The organism is Rhodococcus sp. BL-253-APC-6A1W (assembly GCF_012843405.1).
Classification (GTDB): domain Bacteria; phylum Actinomycetota; class Actinomycetes; order Mycobacteriales; family Mycobacteriaceae; genus Rhodococcus.
On record NZ_JABAFB010000010.1, the window covers coordinates 173047 to 193865 of the forward strand.

Annotated in this window: 19 protein-coding genes; 14 read left to right on the top strand and 5 right to left on the bottom strand. The window is 70.0% G+C overall.

The window, feature by feature from the left end; all coding sequences use genetic code 11:
- Positions 1-2 precede the first annotated feature (2 nt).
- Positions 3-488, bottom strand: a complete 486-nt coding sequence (locus tag HF877_RS16755; protein ID WP_169622322.1) for a DUF488 domain-containing protein — start codon at positions 486-488, stop codon at positions 3-5.
- Between the two features lie 68 nt (positions 489-556).
- Complete coding sequence (locus HF877_RS16760) at positions 557-952, bottom strand: RidA family protein (protein ID WP_169622383.1); 396 nt, start codon at positions 950-952, stop codon at positions 557-559.
- A 134-nt stretch (positions 953-1086) separates the two neighbouring features.
- Here HF877_RS16760 and HF877_RS16765 point away from each other — a divergent pair, with 134 nt between their 5' ends.
- Complete coding sequence (locus HF877_RS16765) at positions 1087-2058, top strand: WYL domain-containing protein (protein WP_169622323.1); 972 nt, start codon at positions 1087-1089, stop codon at positions 2056-2058.
- Positions 2059-2091: 33 nt separating this feature from the next.
- Here HF877_RS16765 and HF877_RS16770 read toward each other — a convergent pair whose 3' ends face one another.
- Both HF877_RS16770 and HF877_RS16775 read right to left on the bottom strand, forming a co-directional pair.
- Positions 2092-2544: a PaaI family thioesterase gene (locus tag HF877_RS16770; protein WP_169622324.1), complete on the bottom strand. Its 453-nt coding sequence runs from the start codon at positions 2542-2544 to the stop codon at positions 2092-2094.
- A gap of 284 nt (positions 2545-2828) precedes the next feature.
- Positions 2829-3536: a hypothetical protein gene (locus HF877_RS16775; protein ID WP_169622325.1), complete on the bottom strand. Its 708-nt coding sequence runs from the start codon at positions 3534-3536 to the stop codon at positions 2829-2831.
- A gap of 234 nt (positions 3537-3770) precedes the next feature.
- On the opposite strand from HF877_RS16775, the gene HF877_RS16780 reads away from it, so the two are divergent.
- From HF877_RS16780 to HF877_RS16810, 7 genes are all read left to right on the top strand, one after another.
- Positions 3771-5150: an iron chelate uptake ABC transporter family permease subunit gene (locus tag HF877_RS16780; protein WP_346765213.1), complete on the top strand. Its 1380-nt coding sequence runs from the start codon at positions 3771-3773 to the stop codon at positions 5148-5150.
- Positions 5151-5296: 146 nt separating this feature from the next.
- The gene (locus HF877_RS16785) at positions 5297-6292 is read left to right on the top strand and encodes an iron chelate uptake ABC transporter family permease subunit (protein ID WP_206037251.1); all 996 of its coding nucleotides are present in this window, start codon (positions 5297-5299) and stop codon (positions 6290-6292) included.
- Positions 6289-7194 (top strand): ABC transporter ATP-binding protein, encoded by a 906-nt coding sequence (locus HF877_RS16790; protein ID WP_169622328.1) that lies wholly within the window; start codon positions 6289-6291, stop codon positions 7192-7194. Before HF877_RS16785 ends, HF877_RS16790 begins: the two co-directional genes overlap by 4 nt.
- Positions 7195-7264: 70 nt before the next feature.
- The gene (locus HF877_RS16795) at positions 7265-7684 is read left to right on the top strand and encodes a BlaI/MecI/CopY family transcriptional regulator (protein ID WP_169622329.1); all 420 of its coding nucleotides are present in this window, start codon (positions 7265-7267) and stop codon (positions 7682-7684) included.
- Positions 7685-7697: 13 nt separating this feature from the next.
- The gene (locus tag HF877_RS16800) at positions 7698-8648 is read left to right on the top strand and encodes a M56 family metallopeptidase (RefSeq protein WP_169622330.1); all 951 of its coding nucleotides are present in this window, start codon (positions 7698-7700) and stop codon (positions 8646-8648) included.
- A gap of 47 nt (positions 8649-8695) precedes the next feature.
- Complete coding sequence (gene gndA, locus HF877_RS16805) at positions 8696-10147, top strand: NADP-dependent phosphogluconate dehydrogenase (RefSeq protein ID WP_169622331.1); 1452 nt, start codon at positions 8696-8698, stop codon at positions 10145-10147.
- A 7-nt stretch (positions 10148-10154) separates the two neighbouring features.
- A complete protein-coding gene (locus HF877_RS16810) occupies positions 10155-11069 on the top strand; it encodes a DMT family transporter (RefSeq protein WP_169622332.1) in 915 nt (304 codons plus the stop codon).
- Here the strand turns inward: HF877_RS16810 and HF877_RS16815 are convergent.
- Complete coding sequence (locus HF877_RS16815; RefSeq protein WP_169622333.1) at positions 11023-11649, bottom strand: class I SAM-dependent methyltransferase; 627 nt, start codon at positions 11647-11649, stop codon at positions 11023-11025. The two genes, HF877_RS16810 and HF877_RS16815, sit on opposite strands and share 47 nt — an antisense overlap.
- Before the next feature lie 351 nt (positions 11650-12000).
- Here HF877_RS16815 and HF877_RS16820 point away from each other — a divergent pair, with 351 nt between their 5' ends.
- The 6 genes from HF877_RS16820 to HF877_RS16845 all read left to right on the top strand — a co-directional run bounded on the left by HF877_RS16820 (position 12001) and on the right by HF877_RS16845 (position 20814).
- On the top strand, positions 12001-13446 hold the full coding sequence (locus tag HF877_RS16820) for a hemolysin family protein (RefSeq protein WP_169622334.1): 1446 nt from the start codon (positions 12001-12003) through the stop codon (positions 13444-13446).
- Positions 13443-14531 carry a hemolysin family protein gene (locus tag HF877_RS16825; protein WP_169622335.1) on the top strand — a complete coding sequence of 363 codons (1089 nt, stop codon included), beginning with the start codon at positions 13443-13445 and terminating at the stop codon, positions 14529-14531. The genes HF877_RS16820 and HF877_RS16825 overlap by 4 nt, the downstream gene beginning before the upstream one ends.
- The gene (locus tag HF877_RS16830) at positions 14528-15460 is read left to right on the top strand and encodes a 3-methyladenine DNA glycosylase (RefSeq protein ID WP_169622336.1); all 933 of its coding nucleotides are present in this window, start codon (positions 14528-14530) and stop codon (positions 15458-15460) included. The genes HF877_RS16825 and HF877_RS16830 overlap by 4 nt, the downstream gene beginning before the upstream one ends.
- A gap of 73 nt (positions 15461-15533) precedes the next feature.
- Positions 15534-17717, top strand: a complete 2184-nt coding sequence (locus HF877_RS16835) for a malate synthase G (RefSeq protein ID WP_169622337.1) — start codon at positions 15534-15536, stop codon at positions 17715-17717.
- 188 nt (positions 17718-17905) lie between these two features.
- Positions 17906-19645 carry a substrate-binding domain-containing protein gene (locus tag HF877_RS16840; protein ID WP_346765206.1) on the top strand — a complete coding sequence of 580 codons (1740 nt, stop codon included), beginning with the start codon at positions 17906-17908 and terminating at the stop codon, positions 19643-19645.
- Between the two features lie 2 nt (positions 19646-19647).
- Positions 19648-20814 carry a metallophosphoesterase gene (locus HF877_RS16845; RefSeq protein ID WP_169622338.1) on the top strand — a complete coding sequence of 389 codons (1167 nt, stop codon included), beginning with the start codon at positions 19648-19650 and terminating at the stop codon, positions 20812-20814.
- Positions 20815-20819: the final 5 nt, after the last annotated feature.

Sequence of the window (20819 nt, forward strand, 5' to 3'; positions counted from 1 at the left end):
ACTCACGACGGCCGCAGGTGCTCGATCGTGAAGCCGTGCTGCTCGACGAGCCGTCGCGCGACCAAGGAACGATGACAGGCTTCGGGATCACCTTCGACGCAGAACAATGCGGCTGGTCCCGTGCTCGGCAGCACCGACACGACCGCCTCGAGATCGGCCGGATCGAGGATCTCGGCGGTGTAGCGGCTGACGTACCCGGTGGCGAGTTCGCGGCGCGTGCGTTTGCCGACACCCTGGCGGGCGTCCTCGGCGTACTGAAGCTCGCGCAACTCGGTGGTCGGTGCCAGTTCGAGGTGATGGCGGTATGCGATCCCGCTCGCGGCGAGTGAGGTCTGTAGTCGCTGCGAGTTCGCCCAGGCGTAGTCGGGCCCGCGAACCCCTCGACGCTGACGCACGTCGAGCAGCATCCTCACCTCTGCTCGACGCAGTCGTTCCAGGAACGTCGTCACGTCGAAGCCGTAGACGCCGATCGTCCACAGATCGGGCACCGGCACTCACCCCTCTCGGTTGCTGCCCGCGCCGCCGTGCCCGGCGCGGGCAGCGGAACGGCGTCACGTCAGGCGACAGCGGTACCTTCGAGCTCGATCATCTGGCCGGGTATCGCCAGTCGCACCACGCCGAGCATCGTGGTGGTCGGTGCTGCCCGAGCGGCCGCAAGCCGTGAGGCGAGCGCGCCGTAGTGCTGGAAAAGCAGGTCGACGTCGGTGGTGTACACGTTCAGCCGGACGAGGTCGGCGAGCGACATGCCCGCTTCGGCAAGCACACCCTCGAGATTGTTCAGACTCAACGCGACCTGTGCCGCCATGTCTCCCTCGTACTGAGGAGCGCCGTCGGCATTCATTGCCGTCTGTCCGGAGCAGTACAGCGTCCTGGTGTGCCCGCTGACCACCTCACCCTGCTTGAACCCCATCTCCACCGACCACGTCACCGGGTTGAGGACCGTTCGTTCGATCGTCACTTCGACTCCATTCGGATCCTGCGGGGCGCGTCCCCCGATTCCGCGACACCGCCGATGCGGCGTCGCGTCATGGAGCCTTCCGCTGAATCACGACACCTTGTGTCAGGTATTCGGTAACGTCCCGATGCGTGCGGGCCGACCGAGTGGTGTCTCTGGTGCTGTTGCTGCGTCAGCGCGGCCGGCTGACGGCGGACGTCCTCGCCGAGGAACTCGAGGTTTCGGTCCGTACGGTCCTGCGCGACATCGAGGCGCTCTCCACGGCGGGTGTCCCCGTGTACTCCGAACGGGGCCGGCACGGCGGGTTCTCGTTGCTCCCCGGGTTCAGGACCCAGCTGACCGGGCTGAACCACGACGAAGCTCTGTCTCTGCTCGCTGCCGGTTCCGGTCCGGGCGGGCAGATTTTCGGACTCGGCACGGCTCGTGCGTCGGCGGTGCGGAAAATCGTCGATGCACTCCCCGAAAGCCACCGGATCGCCGCGAGCAATGCCGCCCGACGATTGCTCGTCGACCCCGAGACCGACCTGCTCTCCCGCCGCACGGCCCGCGACGAGGTTGCGGGCCCGATCCTGGTCGCGGTCCGGAATGCGGTCCTCGGCGGACGGAAGCTGCGCCTTCACTACTCCTCCGCGGGCCGGGCACCGCAGTGGCGCACGGTGGACCCGATCGGTCTGGTCACGGTGCGGGACAAGGCCTACCTGCTGGCCACCGAGTTCGGCTCCGACAGGACGCTGCGGATATCGCGGATCCTCGCCGCGCACGAGATGGCCGAAGCGGCGGAGCGTCCGGATCGGGTCGACCTGGCACGCATCTGGGCGCAACGCTGCGCCCGGTTCCTGTCCGAGGACCACATCGCCGTCGATGTGCGAGTCGACCCGGTGCGACGAGACGACCTGCTGGACATGGCGGAAGCCGTCCGCACCGAGGAACCCGACGCCGACGGCCGGTTGCGCCTGGACGTCACGTTTCAAGATCTCCGGCACGCGGAGTGGGCGCTGTGGCAACTCGGCACCCAGGCCGAGGCGCTCGCACCGCCGGAGCTCCGCGCCTCCCTGCGCAGCCGGGCGCAGACGGTCGCGGATCGTTACCGAGAGCCCGTGTGACTCGATCCCGGTGTCGCGTGGGGTCGGCGGCGGTCAGCCGCCGAGATGCGCGGCGTCGGTGATGTTCGCGAGTCGCACCTGACCCTGGGCGACGAGGCGATCCTGCTCGTCGGTGATGATCACCTTCCACAGTTGCTGGGTGCGACCACGATGCACGGGCGTGCCGACCGCGGTGAGAACACCCTCGCGGGTGGCACGGAGGAAGTCGGTGTTGTTGTTGACTCCGACGACGGTGCCGCGGTCGGCGAACCACGCGGAGCCACCCACGCTCGCGAGTGTCTCGATCACCGCGCAGTACACGCCACCGTGCACGATTCCGAACGGCTGGTGCTGGTTCGGGGTCACCGTCCAGCGCGCCCCCACCCGGTCGGGGCCGATCTCGAGGAATTCGAGGCCGAGGGCGGTGCCGAACCCGTTGGCGTTGAGCGCTGTGGCGGCGGCCGGGTCGTGCAGCGAGGTGGGATCGAGCCGGGGCTGATCGGTCATGCGGTCTCTCCGTTGCGTGCGGGGCCGCGTCCGGTGGATCCGGGCGCCGGTGGCCACCGAACGATGGTAGGGCATCGCGGTTTTCGGTCACGTCGCGTGTTTCGGTTGCGCGGCGCGTTCGCCGTACCCATCCCTGGACCGGGGCCACGGGATACGCACGACGGCGGGCCCCACGAGTGCTCGTGGGACCCGCCGTCGGTATGGACCCGGGAATCACTGCAGCCCTCAGGACTCCGGCGCGGTCCGTTGTTGCGCGAACATCCCCACTATAGGGAAGGCTGCCCTTATTTCACAAGACCTCGAACCGGAAACCCTGCTGCGACGAACGCGTCGAGGAGAATCTGCCCCCGGCGCGCGGCGACCCGCCGGGATCCGCCGCCGAGAATCGGCAGTTGCGCCGTACCGGTCACCACGGACCGGCCCACCATGGCCCAGAATCGCGGACCGTCGAGGGGCGCGGACCGGCAGACGGCGCCGTGCACCGCCGTCAGGGCAGTGACGGCGCGATGCGCCGTCCACACGGCCATCGCCTCCTCGCACGGCAGCACCACCACGTCGCCGGAGTCGGCGGCAGGATCGTCCGGCAGAACCCGCAGCGTGTCGTCGGCGACACCCGCCCAGTCGATGCAGCCGTCGCTGTCCTGATGCAGCCAGAGATTGTCCAGTCCCGGATCCCACACGCGGCCGTCCAAGACATACGGGGCGAGCACGCGTCCGGTTACCGCATGGATGAGCGCGGCGGCGACCTGTTCCGCGGCGATGCGGGGATCCTCGACGTCTTCGCGCGCCCGGGCGTAGAGCAACTCGATGCGGTGCGTGCGCTCCATTCCCCCGAGGTACCACCAGCGTCGCCGCGGTTCCTCGTCCACGCACGCGACCGCGTACACGCGCGGCGCTCCCGCGGTGAGTGATTCCAGTCGCCGGCGCGTGTCGTCGAACGCGCGGACGGGGGTGGGAGCGGCCGCGGGTGACGGCAGCAGCAGAGTCGTCATCCGACCTCCTGATCGACGGGTCCCGTTAATTAGGTAAGCCTAACCATTGCAGTCCGGGCGGGCGCGCGCAACCCTCCCGTTCCCGTTCCCCCGGGCACCCCCTCCCGCCGCCACATAGGATTCCGTAACCTAACTCCTAGATCCGCAGTCCCACTCGCGATCCCTCCCGAGGAGCACCCCGCGCACGTGACCACCACCCCCCACCGCGACGCCGCCCCACCGGCGTCCACCCCGATCACCCCGCCCACCACGGGGCGTCGCGTCGCCGCCGAACTCCTCGACCTCGCACTCGTCGCCCTCCCCCTCGCCATCGGCGCCCTGGTGGTCGACACCCTCGGCGACGCACACGGCGGCGGGCAGGCCGACCGCATCGTGTTCGGCACCGCAGCCGTCCTCATCGCCGCAGCGGTGCTGTGGTGGAATCGCGGACTCCGCGAAGGCCGCACCGGACAGAGCCTCGGCAAACAGTGGCTGGGCCTGGTCACCCGCGACACCGTCACCAGCGCACCGGTCGGCGCCCGGGCCGCACTCCTGCGGCGCGGCACCGACACCGTCACCGTCAAGGCCGCCGTCCACGACGGCTTCACGCCCCGACCGGCCGACACCAGCCTCCCCGCGATGCGCCGCCGCCGACTCCTCGGCCTCGCCGTCCTGGCAGTTCTCCTCGTGCTCGTCCTGCTCGCCAGCATCGCCGTCGGTGCCCGGCCCATGTCCTTCGCCGAGGTCTACCACGCGCTGGCCGTCAACGACGGCGCCGAAACCGACCTGATCGTGCACTCGCTCCGCATCCCCCGCACCCTGCTCGCCCTGATCGTCGGCATCGCGCTCGGCGTCGCCGGAGCGCTCATCCAAGGGCACACCCGCAACCCCCTCGCCGACGCCGGCCTGCTCGGCATCAACGCCGGTGCCGCGTTCATGGTGGTGCTCGCGATCTACCTGTTCGGCGTCACCACCCCCGCCCAATACCTGTGGTTCGCGTTCGCCGGCGCCATGCTCTCGAGCATCGTCGTGTTCGGCTTCGCCTCCGTCGGCAACGGCCGCTCGAGCCCACTGAGCCTGGCCCTGGCCGGCGCGGCCGTCGCCTTCTTCCTGCAGGCGATGATCCAGACCCTCGTCCTGCTCGACCAGACCAGCCTCGACGGCTACCGATTCTGGGTGGTCGGCTCCGTCGCCGGCCGCGGCATGGACGTGCTCTGGCAGGTCCTCCCGTTCCTCGTCGCCGGACTCGTCGTCGCCATCGCGGGCACACCGTCGCTCAACGTGCTCAGCCTCGGTGACGACGTCGCCCGCTCCCTCGGCACCAACGTCGTGCTCACCCGCGTGGTCGGCATCGCCGCCATCACCGTCCTGACCGGCGCAGCCACCGCAGCCTGCGGACCGATCGCCTTCGTCGGCCTGATCGTCCCGCACATCGCCCGCGCGATCACCGGGCCCGACTACCGATGGCTGCTGCCCTACGCCGGGCTGCTCGGAGGCGTCCTGCTCGTACTCGCCGACGTGATCGGCCGCATCGTGGTGCGCCCCGGCGAACTGCAGGTCGGGATCGTGCTCGCACTCATCGGCGCCCCGTTCTTCATCGCCCTGGTGCGACGCCGGAAGCTGGTGGCACTGTGACCACCACCCCCGGCACCGAGACCCCCACTCCCCTCACGGCCCCCGTCGACGGCGCGCGGCGCCGCTCGCCGATCCAGATCTCCACCGCCGTGCCCGGCCGGCACGCGTTCCGCATCGGACCGTTCTCGGTGGTCTGGCGCGGCCGCATGGTGCTGGTGTGCGCTCTGATCGCTGTCGCCACCTTCCTGCTCACCTGTGTGTCGCTCGGACGTGGCGACTACCCGATGTCGGTTCCCCAGGTCATCGAGGTGCTCTTCGGCGGCGGCTCCCGCCTCGAGCGATTCGTCGTCTTCGACCTGCGACTGCCCCGGGCGGTCGGCGCGATCGTCGTCGGCGCCGCCCTCGCCGTGGCCGGCGCGATCACGCAGTCGCTGTCCCGCAACGCCCTCGCCAGCCCCGACATCCTCGGCATCACCGCCGGTGCGAGCGCCGCCGCGGTCGCCCTGATCGTCCTCACCGGCGGCGGATCCGTCGTCGGCATCCTCGCCACCCTCGGGTTGCCGCTGGCGGCCCTCGCCGGTGCCCTGCTCACCGCCGCGGTCATCTACCTGCTCGCCTGGCGCAACGGCGTCGAAGGGTTCCGGCTCGTCCTCATCGGCATCGGCATCAACGCGATGCTGCTCGCCCTCACCAACTGGATGCTGGTCTCCGCCGACATCAACGACGTCTCCCGCGCCCAGGTCTGGCTCACCGGATCACTCAACGGCGTCTCCTGGAACCAGGTGGCCCCGGCCGCCCTGGTTCTGCTCGTCCTCGGCGCGTGGGCCACCGTCTCGTCGTTCACCGTCGGCGCGCTGCGCCTCGGCGACGACACGGCGCGCTCCCTCGGGGTGCCGCTGCAAACGCAGCAGGCCCTGCTGCTGATCACCGCCTGCACCCTCGCCGCGGTCGCCACCGCCGCGGCCGGACCCGTCGGGTTCGTCGCGCTCGCCGCCCCCCAGATCGCAGTCCGTCTGGTCAAGTCCGCGGGGCCGCCGATCATCGCGTCCGCACTGACCGGGGCGCTGCTCGTCGTCGGCGCCGACCTCATCGCCCGTACGATCCTGCCCGTGCCACTGCCCGTCGGTCTCGTCACCTCCGCGCTCGGCGGCCCGTTCCTGCTGTACTTGCTCGTGCGCTCCAACCGGAAGGTCTCCGCGTGACCGACACCCACACCCCCGCCGCCTCGGACACCGAACACCCCGAGGCTGCCCCGGCGACCCGTCTGGTCGCCGAACACATCGGGCTCGGCTACGGGGATCGGCTGATCATCGACGACCTCGACCTGGAGATCCCCACCGGCGTCATCACCACCATCATCGGACCCAACGGCTGCGGCAAATCGACCCTGCTGCGGTCGCTGAGCCGACTGCTCAAACCCCGCACCGGGCAGATCCTGCTCGACGGCCGCAACATCACCACGATGCGCACCCGCGACGTCGCCCGCGTCCTCGGGATGCTGCCGCAAGCGCCCCTCGCCCCCGAAGGACTGACCGTCGCCGACCTCGTCGCCCGCGGCCGGCACCCTCACCAGTCGTGGCTGCGCCAATGGTCGTCCGACGACGAGGGCGAAGTCGCCGCCGCGCTCGACCGCACCGGCATCGCCGACCTCGCGGACCGGCCGGTCGACGAATTGTCCGGCGGCCAGCGCCAACGCGCCTGGATCTCCATGGCACTCGCGCAAGGCACCGACATCCTGCTGCTCGACGAACCCACCACCTACCTCGACCTCGCGCACTCGGTGGAAGTGCTCGACCTCGTCGACCGGTTGCACAGCGAACTCGGCCGCACCGTCGTGATGGTCCTGCACGACCTCAACCTCGCCGTCCGCTACAGCGACCACCTCGTGGTGATGAAGGACGGCCGCATCGTGCGCTCCGGTCCGCCCTCGGAGGTGATCTCCGCCGAACTGCTCGCCGAGGTGTTCGATCTCGACGCGTCGGTGATCGAGGATCCGGTGTCCGGCCGGCCGCTGATCATCCCGATCGGCACCCGGCACGTCTACGGCGCAGTCGGGGGTCCCGTGGCCCCGGCGCACACGCCCGGAATTGCCGAAACTCCCTGATCACGACCCCGCCAAGGCTACGACCCGGGGTAGTACGCACAAACGTCGGAGAAATCCGTAGAATCGGACCATGGCAGCACTAGGCGAACTCGAGCGAGCAGTGATGGACCACCTGTGGTCCTCCACCGAACCCCAGACGGTCCGGCAGGTCCACGAAGCCCTGTCCACCCGCCGCAACCTGGCGTACACCACCGTCATGACGGTGCTGCAACGGCTCGCGAAGAAAAACCTGGTGGTCCAGCAGCGCGACGACCGCGCCCACCGCTACATGCCCGTCCACGGCCGCGACGAACTCGTCGCCAACCTCATGGTGGACGCCCTCGATCAAGCCGACGAAACCGCCGGCCGCGCGGCCGCCCTCGTCCACTTCGTCGGCCGCGTCGGCGCCGACGAAGCCGAAGCACTGCGCGCCGCACTCGCCGAACTCGAAGCCCAGCAGTCGGGCACCACCGCCACGCTGGGCGAACACGGCTCCGGGCGCGCGAGCTGACACACTCGATGCCATGAACGCCCCCACAGCGCTGTTCTTCGGGATACTCGCGCTGCTTCTCGCGGGTCCGGTGCCCGGGCTCCTCGCCCGTGCCACCTGGCCGCACCGCAACCCGCGTGCGGCGCTCGTGCTCTGGCAGGCGATCGCGCTGGCCGCGGTCCTGTCCGCGTTCAGCAGCGGGCTCGCCATCGCCAGCCGGCTCCTCGTCCCCGGGGCCGACGGCCGGCCCACCACCGAGCCGCTCCGCGAAATCGAAGCGCTCGGTCTGCCGCTCTGGCTCACCTACATCGTGGTGCTCGCCCTGACCCTGCTCATCGGAGCGCGCCTGATCTACTCCATGCTGCGCGTCGCGGTCCGTACCCGCCGTCGCCGGTCCCGGCACCGGATGCTCGTCGACCTTCTCGACAATCGCGACACCCGCGAGGTCGTCCGCCGCCACCCGCACGTCCGGATTCTCGACTCCGCCGATCCCATCGCATACTGCCTACCCGGCCTGCGCCACCGCGTGGTGCTCAGCGCCGGCACGCTCGACAACCTCAGCGACGCCGAACTCCGCGCGATCCTCTGCCACGAGCATTCGCATCTGCGGGCCCGTCACGACCTCGTCCTCGAGGCGTTCACCGCCGTGTACGAAGCGTTCCCCCGCTGGGTGCGGTCCCGTTCCGCCCTCGGCTCGGTGCAGACGCTCGTGGAGATGCTCGCCGACGACTCCGCGGTCCGCGTGACCGGGCCGACCCCCCTCGCCCGGGCGCTGGTCGCGTGCGCCGGCACCTCCACCCCGAAGGGCGCCCTGGCCGCCGGGGGACCGAGCACCGTGCTCCGGGTGCGGCGACTCGCCGATCCCGGACCCGACCTGCATATCTCCGCCGGCGCCTACATCGCCGCCGCCGCGATCCTCGTGGTGCCCACCGTCGCCGTCGCCGTACCGTGGCTCACCGAGCTGAGCCGCCTGCTCGCGCACTGACCCCGCGCCGATTTCGATCCCACCCCGTTTCGGGGGAAGCTGTACCCATGACCGTCGAACACACCGCGACACCCCAAGCCCAGATCGGCGTGACCGGCCTGGCCGTCATGGGGTCGAACATCGCCCGTAACTTCGCCCGCCACGGATACACCGTCGCCCTGCACAACCGCAGCATCGGCAAGACCGACGCGCTGCTCGCCGAGCACGGCTCCGACGGCACGTTCGTGCGCACCGAAACCATCGAAGAATTCGTCGCCGCACTCGAGAAACCCCGCCGCGTCCTCATCATGGTCAAGGCCGGCGACGCCACCGACGCGGTGATCGAGGAACTGGCCGGGGCGATGGAACCGGGCGACATCATCATCGACGGCGGTAACGCCCTCTACACCGACACCATCCGCCGCGAAGCAGCGCTGCGCGAGCGTGGCCTGCACTTCATCGGCGCCGGTATCTCCGGCGGCGAGGAAGGCGCACTCAACGGCCCCTCGATCATGCCCGGCGGGCCCGCCGAGTCCTACAGCGCCGTCGGCCCGCTCCTCGAGACCGTCGCCGCCCACGTCGACGGCATCCCGTGCTGCACCCACATCGGCCCCGACGGCGCCGGCCACTTCGTGAAGATGGTGCACAACGGCATCGAATACGCCGACATGCAGCTCATCGGCGAGGCCTACCAGCTGTTGCGCGACGCGCTCGGCCACGACGCCGCAGCGATCGCCGACGTGTTCTCCGAGTGGAACACCGGCACCCTCGAGTCGTACCTCATCGAGATCACCGCGGAGGTGCTCCGCCAGACCGACGCCGCGACCGGCAAGCCCCTCGTCGACGTGATCGTCGACGCCGCCGAACAGAAGGGCACCGGCCGCTGGACCGTCAAATCCGCCCTCGACCTCGGTGTGCCCGTCACCGGCATCGCCGAAGCGGTCTTCGCGCGCGCCCTGTCCGGCTCCCGCGACCAGCGCGCCGCCGCCCGCGGACTCACCGGCGGCACGCTCGGCGCCGCCCCCACCGACGCCGCCCAGTTCACCGAGGACATCCGCGCCGCCCTGTACGCGTCGAAGATCGTCGCCTACGCCCAGGGATTCGACCAGATCGCGGCGGGCAGCGCCGAGTACGGCTGGAACGTCGACCGCGCCGCCCTCGCCACCATCTGGCGCGGCGGCTGCATCATCCGCGCCCAGTTCCTCAACCGCATCAAAGAGGCGTACGACGCGGACCCCGACCTGCCCAGCCTGATCCTCGCCCCGTACTTCCGTGACGCCATCGAAGCGGGCATCGACAGCTGGCGCCGGGTGGTGGTCACCGCCACCACGCTGGGCATCCCGATTCCCGCGTTCGCGTCGTCGCTGTCGTACTACGACGGGCTGCGCGCCGAACGGCTCCCCGCCGCCCTGACCCAGGGTCAGCGCGACTACTTCGGAGCGCACACCTACGAGCGGATCGACAAGCCGGGCAAGTTCCATACCCTGTGGAGCGGCGACCACAGCGAAGTCAGCGCCTGACCTCGCCGTGAACGGCCTCGCGGCAGCATCCGTGGCGTGCGCACTCGCCGCCGCGGTGCTGACCGCGATCGCCGGGGTCGCGCAGCAACGATCCGCCGCCGCCGTCCCCGAAACCGGCAACCTGGTCAGCTCGCTGCTGCGCAACCCTCGCTGGTGGGCCGGCGCGGTCGGCGACACCGCCGGCTACGGATTCCAGATCGCGGCGCTCGCCCTCGGCTCGGTGCTCGTCGTGCAGCCGCTGATGGTGAGCTCGCTGCTGTTCGCGCTGCCCCTCGCCGCCTATTTCGGCGGCTACCGCCTCACCCGCAGCACCTGGCTGCTCGCCGCAGCGCTCTGCGCGGCGCTGGCGATCTTCCTGATCGTCGGCAACCCCGCCGCCGGGACCACCGACGCGGCCGCCACCCGCTGGGCGCTGCCCCTCGGCGCAGTCCTCGCCGTCACGGCGGCCGCCGCGGCGCTCGGCGCCGCCCCGGCCCAGACCACGCGACTGACCCCCGGCGTCCGCGCGACCCTGCTCGGTACCGCCGGCGGTCTGCTGTACGGGGTCGTGGCCGCCCTCACCAAACACGTCACCGACCTGTTCGAGGACGGGCCTGTCGCGGTACTGACCTCCTGGCAGGTCTGGATGCTCGTCGTCGCCGGTGTCGGCGGCTACTACCTGCAACAACGAGCATTTCAGGTGGGGCCGCTGTCCGCGTCTCTCCCCGCCCTCACCGTCGGCGAACCGCTCGGTGCGATGTTCCTCGGTGTCGTCGTGCTCGGTGAACACCTGCAGGTCGGCGGCGCCGGCGTGGTCCTCGTCGCCGCGGCGGTGCTCGTCATGTTCGTCACCACCATCGCGCTGTCCCGGGCGGAGGCTCCCACCCCCGAGGTCGCTACGCCCGCGACAACACCGCCACCAGAAAATCCGAATCCTCGGTGAAGGGACGCAGATCCCACGTCGACAGCCGCAGGTCGACCGTCAGTCCGGCCCGTTCCGCATCGGCGAAGAATTCCGCGAACTCGTAGTCCCGACCGGCACCGAATCCCACCACGACACGCCCGCGGTCGGCGAGGTGCCGGACGAATCCCGCCAGGACCGCATCCCGCGTCTGCGGCGCCACGAACGTCATCACGTTGCCCGCACAGACGATCACGTCGAACGCGCCCGTCACCCCCCGCGCCGGCAGATCCAGTTCCGCGAGATCCCCGACCAGCCAGCGCGGACCGGGATGGTCCTCCTCCGCCGCGGCGATGAGCACCGGATCGACGTCCACGCCGACGACCTGGTGTCCGGCGCGATGCAGATATCCGCCCAGCCGGCCCGGCCCGCAGCCCGCGTCGAGTACCCGCGCCCCGCGCTCGACCATGGCGTCGACCAGCCTGGCCTCACCGACGGTGTCCTGGCCCTGTGCCGCCAACTCCCGGAACCGCTCCACGTACCAGGTCGAATGCGACGGATCTGCCGCCGTGATCTCCTCCCACCGGCTCGGGATACGTCCGCCAGGGGTTCCTGCAGTCATGGTCGATACTCCTTCGTCCGAGGGCGCGAGCACGGATCCGTTCCGCGGTCCCGACCACACCGTAGGCCGACGGCCGGCGAACCGTCGCACCCACCGCCGACCGGGTGCGCTTCGGCGCCGCGGCGACAACACCGCATCCCTCTCAGTAGAATGAGGACTTTCACACGACGTCCGGGCGGCCGCTTCCTCTCCCCGTCCCGGACCAGACGAAAGGAACCCGGTGCCCGCGGCACCCTCTTCCCGCAGGTCAGTACCCGAAGCCACTGCGGAGCCCGACTCCGCCGGTCCGGAGGGCTCCCCTACCGAGCCGGGTGACCACCCCGGCGACACTCAGCACCCACGGGAGCGGATGTGACTTCCGTGATCCTGTCCGTCCTCAGCCTGGTCGGCTTCGTTGCCTTGACCGCCGGAACCGCGCTCTTCGTCGCGGCCGAATTCTCCCTCACCGCCCTCGAACGCAGCACCGTCGACGCCGAAGCCCGAGACGGCGACCTGCGCGCCCGGCAGGTGCAGCACGCACACCGCACCCTGTCGTTCCAGCTCTCCGGAGCACAGCTCGGCATCACCATCACCACCCTGATCACCGGCTACCTCGCCGAACCCGTCCTCGCCCGCTTCCTCGACCCGCTGCTCACCGCGGTCGGGCTGAGCGAGTCCGCGTCCGGCACCGTGTCGCTGATCGTCGCGCTGATCCTGGCCACCTCGTTCTCGATGATCTTCGGCGAACTCGTCCCCAAGAACCTCGCCATCGCGCGGCCCCTGGCCACCGCCAGGGCCACCGCAGGCCTGCAAGCCGGGTTCTCCCTCGTGTTCAAGTGGGCCATCAACGGGCTCAACGGCAGCGCCAACTACATCGTCCGGCGCCTGGGCATCGAACCCGCCGACGAACTGCGCTCGGCGCGGTCGCCGCAGGAACTGGGCTCGTTGGTCCGCGCGTCCGCCGTCAGCGGCGTCCTGGACGAGAGCACCGCCCAACTCGTCGACCGGTCCCTGCAGTTCGGTGAGCGCACCGCCGCCGATCTGATGACTCCGCGCGTGACCATCGAGTCGCTGGACCGCAACGACACCGTCCTCGACCTGATCGACCGCTCCGACCGCACCGGCTACTCCCGGTTCCCGGTGGTCGACGGCGACCTCGACGACACCCTCGGTGTCGTCCACGTCAAACACGCGTTCACCGTCCCGGCCGCCGCACGGGCCACCACGCCGGTCCACACCCTGGCCCGCCGGGTTCCGAACGTGCCCTCCAGTCTCGACGGGGACGCCGTGATGGAACGGGTCCGCGCCGACGGCATGCAGGTCGCGCTGGTCGTCGACGAATACGGCGGCACCGCCGGCCTGGTCACCATGGAGGATCTCATCGAAGAAATCGTCGGCGATGTCCGCGACGAGCACGACGAACCGGAACTCGACGCGCACCCGCAGGGCATCGGCTGGTCGTGCGCGGGTCTGCTCCGCACCGACGAACTCGCCCAGCTGACCGGCTACCAGGCCCCCGAGGGAGACTACGAAACTCTGGCGGGCCTGTTCCTCACCGAACTGGGCCGCATCCCGGACGTCGGGGACGAGATCGTCCTGCCGGCCCGCCCCGGGGAGGAACACCGGCCCTGGTACGCGCAGATCCTCGAGATGGACGGTCACCGGATCGACCGGGTTCTCCTCGTCCCCGGCGAACCGGACGACGACCCCGAATCCGATGTTCCCGAGTCCGGTGGCCCTGAATCCGGGCACCTCGGTGACACGGGATCCTCGGAGACAACGGATTCCTCGGAGACCCCGGACGGTGACGCCCGATGAACGACTGGATCGCCGTCGCCCTCACCGTCGTACTGCTCGCCGGCAACGCGTTCTTCGTCGGCGCGGAGTTCTCACTCATCAGCGCCCGGCGGGACCGCCTCGAAGCGCTCGTCGCCCAGGGCCGGAAACGCGCGCAGACCGTCGTCGACGCGGGCGAGCACCTCTCCCTGATGCTCGCCGGGTCCCAACTCGGCATCACCATCTGCTCGATCCTGCTCGGCCGGGTCGGCGAACCCGCGCTCGCGCACCTGATCGAACGGCCCCTGCACCTCGTCGGGATCTCCGAGGCGTGGCTGCATCCCATCGCCTTCACCCTGGCCCTGAGCCTGGTGGTCGTGCTGCACATTCTGCTCGGCGAGATGGTCCCCAAGAACATCGCCATTGCCGGCCCGGAACGCACCGCGATGCTGCTCGTCCCCGCCCATCTGATGTTCATGCGACCGGCCCGGTTGCTCATCGCGTTCTACAACGTGTGCGCCAACGGGGTGCTGCGGCTGATGCGTGTCGAACCCAAGGACGAACTCGAGGTCACCGTCACCGCCCTCGAACTGTCGGAGATGATCGGTGAGTCCCGTTCCGAGGGTCTGCTCGACGAGGAACAGCATCGCCGCCTCACCCGGGCGCTGAGCACCAGCAACCGCACCGTCGCCGACGTCATGATCCCGCTCGCGGCCGTGCGGACCGTGCCTGTCACGGCGACCGGCACCACCACGCTCGGCGCGATCGAGCAGGCGGTCATCGCGACCGGGTTCTCCCGCTACCCCGCCCAGGCACCGACCGGCACGATCAACGGTTACGTGCACATCAAGGATGTCCTCGACCTCGTCGGAGATCCGAACGCCGGTCCCGACGCCGTCATCGCCGCCGACACCATCCGGCCGCTGCCGTCGATCCGCCCGAGTGTCGCGCTGGACGAGGCGCTGTCGGTGCTGCGCCGCACCAGTTCGCATCTCGGCGGGGTCGTCGATGCCGCCGGCACCGTGATCGGCATCGTGGCGCTCGAAGATCTCGTCGAGGAGTTCGTCGGTACCGTCCGCGACGCCACCCACCGCGTCGCAGAACCCCCGGAGCGCCGCGCCCCATGACCGATCCCACCCCCGGTGCCGCCCCGACCGTGCTCGCGGAGGCGGACTGGACCGGTCGCCGCGACCGTCACCACGCCGCGGTGGACGCCCTGCTGGCCGACCATCTGCGGCGGCGCGCGGCCGACGAGACGCACCCGGTGCACGACTTCCTGTTCACCTACTACAACTACCGGCCCGGCAAGTTGCGGTTCTGGCATCCCGGTTACGGGACGATCCTGCTCGGTGCCGCGACCCGCGACTACCGGGATCATCCCGGCTACGAGCGGCTCGAGGTGGACGGCGTGCCCGCGGTCCGGGTGAGCGAGGCGGTCCTTGCGCACCGCTCCGGCACGGTGGACTTCGTCGCCGGTCTGCTCGCGGCCACCGCGTCCCGTCCGGCCCAGCTGGGGTGCTTCGGTCTGCACGAATGGGCGATGGTGTACCGCACCGGAACCGAGGACGTCCGGCACTCGTCGGTGCCGCTGCGCCTCGGCCACCAGGGCACGGACGACGTGGTGAAATCAATGCAGCTTCGATGCACCCATTACGACGCGTTCCGTTTCTTCACCCCGGAGGCCGCGTCGCGCAACGCCTCGGCACTCACCCAGGACAGCCGGACGGACCGGGAACAACCCGGGTGCCTGCACGCGGGGATGGACCTCTACAAGTGGTGCTTCAAGCTCTCCCCGCTGGTCGACTCCGATCTGGTGCTCGACTGTTTCCGGCTGGCGTCGGCGGCTCGCGAATTGGACATGCGGGCCAGCCCGTATGATCTGAGCGGCTACGGCTACTCGCCCGTCGCCATCGAGACTGCCGCCGGACGCGCACAGTACGTCCGCGAGCAGTCGGCGCTCACCACTCGCGCCGCGGCCCTCCGTGAGGAACTGCTCAATCGCTGCTCCGCCCTGCGCGCGTGTCGACCCGACACCCCTACTGCTACCGGCGGGTAACATAACTGGAGTTTTTCGTGCAAGCACCCGTGGCGCTGCCCCGGGCGCACCGCAACCGGAAAGAGTGAGGCTAATGACAGAACGCGTGCAAATCGGTGGACTCCACATCGCAAAGGTGCTCTACGACTTCGTCAACGACGAAGCGATCCCCGGCACGGGGGTAGACGCAGCCGCGTTCTGGGACGGTGCAGACAAGATCATCCACGAGCTGGCCCCCAAAAACCGAGAGCTGCTCGCCAAGCGCGACGATCTGCAGAGCCGCATCGACACCTGGCACCGCGACCGCGCCGGGCAGCCCCACGACCCCGTCGCGTACAAGGCGTTCCTCGAGGAGATCGGGTACCTCGTCCCCGCCCCCGAGCCCTTCGAGATCACCACGGCGAATATCGACAGCGAGATCGCGACCACGGCCGGACCGCAGCTCGTCGTCCCCGTCCTCAACGCCCGCTTCGCGCTCAACGCGTCCAACGCCCGTTGGGGTTCGCTGTACGACGCGCTGTACGGCACCGACGCCATCCCCGAGGACGACGGCGCCGAGAAGGGCACCGGATACAACAAGGTGCGCGGCGACAAGGTGATCGCCTGGGCCCGCGACTTCCTCGACAAGGCCGTCCCGCTCGCTGAGGGATCTCACGTCGACTCCACCAACTACGCCATCGACGGCACCGAACTCCGGGTCACCCTGGCGGACGGCACCGTCACCGGTCTGGCCCAGCCCGAGAAGCTCGTCGGCTACCTCGGCGACAAGGCCGCCCCCACCTCCGTGCTGCTGCGCAACAACGGCCTGCACATCGAGATCCAGATCGACGCCGAATCCCCCATCGGCAGCACCGACGCCGCCGGCGTCAAGGACGTCGTCCTCGAATCCGCGGTCACCACGATCATGGACTTCGAAGACTCCGTCGCCGCCGTGGACGCCGAGGACAAGGTCATCGGCTACCGCAACTGGCTCGGCCTCAACCGCGGCGACCTGTCCGAATCGTTCTCCAAGGGCGGCAAAACCCTTACCCGCACCCTGGCACCGAACCGCGTCTACACCGCGCTCGACGGCAGCGACCTCGAACTGCACGGACGTTCGCTGCTGTTCGTCCGCAACGTCGGTCACCTCATGACCAACCCCGCGATCCTCGACCGCGACGGCAACGAGGTGCCCGAAGGCATCCTCGACGCTCTCGTCACCAGCCTGTGCGCCAGCCACGGCCTCTACGGCGACGACGAGCACGGGCCGCTGCTCAACAGCCGCACCGGCTCGATCTACATCGTCAAGCCCAAGCAGCACGGCCCCGAAGAATCCGCGTTCACGACCGAACTGTTCGGCCGCGTCGAGGAGATCCTCGGCCTGCCCGCCAACACGCTCAAGGTCGGCATCATGGACGAGGAACGCCGCACCACGGTCAACCTCGCCGCCTGCATCGAAGCCGCATCCGAGCGCGTCGCCTTCATCAACACCGGCTTCCTCGACCGCACCGGGGACGAGATCCACACCTCCATGGAGGCGGGCCCGGTCGTGCGCAAGGCCGCGATGAAGCAGCAGAAGTGGATCGCCGCCTACGAGGACTGGAACGTCGACACCGGTCTCGCCGCCGGCCTGCAGGGCAAGGCACAGATCGGCAAGGGCATGTGGGCCATGACCGACCTCATGCACGACATGCTCGTGCAGAAGATCGGCCAGCCCAAGGCCGGCGCCAACACCGCCTGGGTGCCGTCCCCCACCGGGGCGACGCTGCACGCCACCCACTACCACGAGGTCGACGTCTTCGCGGTGCAGGACGAGCTCAAGGGCAAGACCCGGGCCACGCTCGACGACATCCTCACCATCCCGCTCGCCGAGAACCCGAACTGGTCGGACGCCGAGAAGCGTGAGGAACTCGACAACAACTGCCAGTCGATCCTCGGCTACGTGGTGCGGTGGATCGACCACGGTGTCGGGTGCTCCAAGGTCCCCGACATCCACGACGTGGCACTGATGGAAGACCGCGCCACCCTGCGCATCTCCAGCCAGCTGCTCGCCAACTGGATCCGCCACGGTGTCGTCACCGAAGCCGACGTCATCGAATCCCTCGAACGCATGGCACCCGTCGTCGACCGTCAGAACGAAGGTGACGCCACCTACCGGCCGATGGGCCCGGACTTCGCCGGCAACATCGCGTTCCAGGCAGCCAAGGAACTCATCCTCGAAGGCACCACGCAGCCCAGCGGCTACACCGAGCCGATCCTGCACCGCCGCCGCCGGGAGTACAAGGCCACGTTCGCCTGACAGAACGCCGGCACCGGCACACCCGCCTCGCGCAGCAGGGCCCCGATCCGAGAAGGACCGGGGCCCTGCCCTGTAATACCCGTCCGCACTACGGGCTGCACCGCGTACAGCGCCTTCGGCGGCATCACTAGACTGCTGTAGCCGGTCGGATTCGACCGGATTCACGACGAAACGAGGCGAACCCACACGTGAGCGGGAGACATCGCGGCGACGGTGCGCGAGGCATCAGCACAAGCGTGATCGTGGTGGTCGTGGCACTCCTCCTGCTCGTGGTCGCCGTCTTCGGCTGGTTCCAGCTACGCGAACGAATCGACAGGCAGGGCGCGGACGCCGCCGCAACATGTGTCGAAGGCGACGCCGTACTCCGGATCGCCGCCGACCCCCTGATCGCTCCGACACTGACCACGCTCGCCGACCGGTGGAGCACAGACGTCGCTCCCGTCATCCGCGACCACTGCGTCACCGCGCAGGTGTTCGCCGCCGAATCGGCTCCCGTCGCAGCGAGCCTCGGCTCGGACACGCCGTGGAACACCGCCCTCGGGCCCGAGCCCGCCCTGTGGGTGCCCCTCGATTCCCGCGCCGCCGAACGCGCCACCACCGCCGTCGACGGGCAAGCCCGCTCCCTCGCCACCTCCCCGGTCGTGCTCGCCGTTCCCGACGATCTCGGCCGCGCGCTGACCAGCTCAGCGGTCGGATGGGACGATCTCCCGAAGCTCCAGCGCGACCCGGCTGCGATGCGCGCCGTGGGCCTCGACGCGTGGGGACAGCTCGCACTCGCCCTGCCCACCGGCGAACGCACCGACGCCACCGCGCTCGCCCTCGAGGGAGTCGCCGCGGCGGTCACCGGCGCCGGCACCGGCCCGCTCACCGTCGAACAGGCCGAGTCCCCGGCCGCTGTCACCGCCGTCACCGAACTGGCGCTCGGCGCCAATGCACTCGGGCCGACCGCCGGACCGACGACGACCGACGCACTCGCGGCGCTCGGCGCCCGGGCCGACGTCTCGGCCCCGGTCCACGCGGTGCCGGTCGTCGAGCAGCAGTTGTACACCTCGCTCGACGGTGACGCGGTACGCGGCCTGTCGGGGTACCTGCCCGTCGGTGCCACGCCGGTGGCGGATTTCCCGGCTGCCGTTGTGGACGCCCCGTGGGTCGACGAGACCCTCTCGCGCGCCGCGGCAGAGTTCGTCGATTACGTGCGCAAGCCCGAGCAGACACAACTCTTGGTCGAGAACGGTTTCCGGGTCGGCGACGAAGTGCCCGCGCCCATCGACACCATCCGCCTTCCCCGCGTGGACTCGACGCTCGTTCCCGCCCCCCGTGTCGTCACCGAGGCACTGCTCCGCACCCGTATCGAGCCGGTGGCGCCCGGCAAGGTCACCTTCGTCGTCGACACGTCGCAGTCGATGTCGACCGTGGACGGCGACGGCACTCGCCTCGCGCACATCGGCGACGCCCTCGATCTCCTCGTCCGCCGCTCCCCCGACACGTCCGTGATCGGCATGTACGTGTTCTCCGACGCCGCACCCGGATACCGGATCGCGGTGGAACGGGACGGCCTGACCGCGGCGAAGAGAACGGCGCTCGGCAGCGCACTGGACGGCGTCACCCTCACCGAGGACGAACCCGTGAGTGCCGCGCTGTCCGCCGCGTACCGCGACGCAGTGGACAAGTACGACCCCACCCGCCCGAACGTCGTGCTCGCGGTGATCGACAGCAGCGACGCCGACGTGGCCGGTCTCCTCACCACGGTCGACGAGCTTGCCTCGCCCGACAAACCCGTCCGTGTGAATCTCGTCGTCCTGGGCGAGTCCGCCGACGACCTCTCCGCGTTGCGAGCGGTCGCCGACCGCACCGGCGGAACGCTCGAGACCGTCCCCTCCACCGAGGGCGCCGCCCTCGCCGACATCATCCGGAAGCTGGCGTCCTGACCGTGCTCAGATTGCTTGTCATGGCGAGCTTCTTCGCCCTCATCACGTATTGGTTGCATCGCCGCCTCGTACGCGCGCCCGGTGTGACCGGTCGCGCCGCCCTCGGCGCCGACCTCGCGCTTGTAGTGCTCGCGGTCTTCGCCATCGCCGCCGGTTCGGTGGGTACCACGCTCGACCCGTCGTGGGCACGACCCATCGGGTTCCTCGGGTGGACCTGGCTCGCCGTCGTGCTGTACCTCGGGCTCGGGGTCCTGCTCATCGGCCTCTTCGCCCTCGGGGCACGGCTCGTCCGGCGCATCCGCGACCGCTCGAAGCCCCGCACCGACGAGCCTGCCGACCCGTCCCGGCGCCGAGCCATCCGCATCGCCACCGCGACACTCGTCGTCGCATCGGTCGGTGCCGTCACCTACGGCGTCGTCGAGGCCGCGCGTCCACGCGTGGTCGACGTCCGCGTACCCCTGCGCCGGCTCCCCGCCGGATTCGAGGGGACCCGCGTCGCGCTCGTGACCGACCTGCACGTCGGACCCGCTCGCGGTGCCGACTTCGTGCGCCGCGTCGTCGACCTGGTGAACGCGCAACAACCCGACCTGGTGGTCCTCGGCGGCGACCTGGTCGACGGCACCGTGGCCCTCGCCGGAGAGGACCTCGAGCCGCTTCGCGACCTGCGTGCACCTCTCGGCGTCTTCGGTGTCAGTGGCAATCACGAGTACTACGCCGACGACGGCATTTCGTGGCTCGACCACTGGGAAACCCTCGGCGTACAGACACTGCGGAACGAGCACGTTGTTCTCACGCGGGGCGGCGACACGATCGCGCTCGCCGGAGTTCACGACTACACGGCGCCGGAACCCCACACCGCCGACATGTCGGCCGCGCTCGACGGCATCGATCCCGGCACGGTCGTGGTGCTCGCCGCGCACCAGCCCAAGCATGTCCTCGAAGCGCGTGAGCGCGGCGTGGACCTGCAACTGTCGGGGCACACGCACGGCGGACAGATGTGGCCGCTCCGTCCGCTGGTCTCGCTCGCCAATCCCACGGTGACCGGGCTCGACCGGTTCGGCGATACCTTGATCTACACGACGCAGGGCACCGGCGCCTGGGGCCCGCCCGTTCGGGTCGGCGCTCCCCCCGAGATCACGATCCTCGAACTCACCGCCGGCGCCTCCTGAAATCA